Annotated in this window: 1 protein-coding gene and 1 pseudogene; both read right to left on the bottom strand. The window is 43.8% G+C overall.

What is annotated here, in order from left to right; all coding sequences use genetic code 11:
- Positions 1-218 (bottom strand): annotated as a pseudogene (locus tag ACRCJ0_RS17230) (ThuA domain-containing protein); the annotation flags it as partial.
- A gap of 10 nt (positions 219-228) precedes the next feature.
- Positions 229-753: Gfo/Idh/MocA family oxidoreductase (locus ACRCJ0_RS17225; protein ID WP_431391378.1), on the bottom strand; the 525-nt coding region annotated here is incomplete at its 5' end.

Raw genomic sequence — 753 nt, 5'->3', positions numbered from 1 at the left:
CCGTGCGCCATATGTCCCCACCAAAGGAGGACATCCGTTTGATTTAAGACTTCCTCGGTCAAGCCGTGTTCTGGCTGGTCCAAAGTCGCCATATTGACTTGAAAGTCTGCCGTTAAGAAACTGGCTAAGGCTTCATGAATCCCCTCTGGATAGACAGCTTTCACGTCCTCATCCGTCAATTCATGACGAAACTCATTCCATACTGTTACTCGAATCATCAGAATCCTCCTATTGATTTAGAATTACGGGTTGTCCAGTTTTCGCTGATTGATAAATGGCTTCTAGAATTTCAGTCACTATCAAAGCTTCTCGCGGTTTTACAACCGGCTCTGTATCATGAATAATAGCTTGAATCCACTGCTTTGCTTCCAACACTTCGGGGTCATCCACATCCCCTTCAAAGAAGTCAACTGCACCTGGATCCACAATCACTTGCTTGTCGAATAATAGGCCATGGTCTTCACCATTAATCGTTAACCCATCGTTCATATCCGCACCACCCTTAGTCCCGTGCAAGGTCGTTTTCGCCTCACCTGACTTAACGGTATTCAAGGCCCACGATGATTCTAGATAAATGCTCGCACCATTTTCCATGACGATATACCCAAAGGCTGAATCTTCAACGTTAAATTCTTTGGGATCCCAAGAACCAAAGGCATTTGCAGCATTTTCTGTATCAGCTAATTTTCTATAAGTATTTCCAACGACGTATTTGGGCTGATAATTGTCCATCATCCATAAAGTTAGATCAAG

The organism is Aerococcus sp. L_32 (assembly GCF_050689315.1).
Note: the sequence above shows the minus strand (reverse complement) of the source record. Positions and strands in the feature narration are given on the sequence as shown.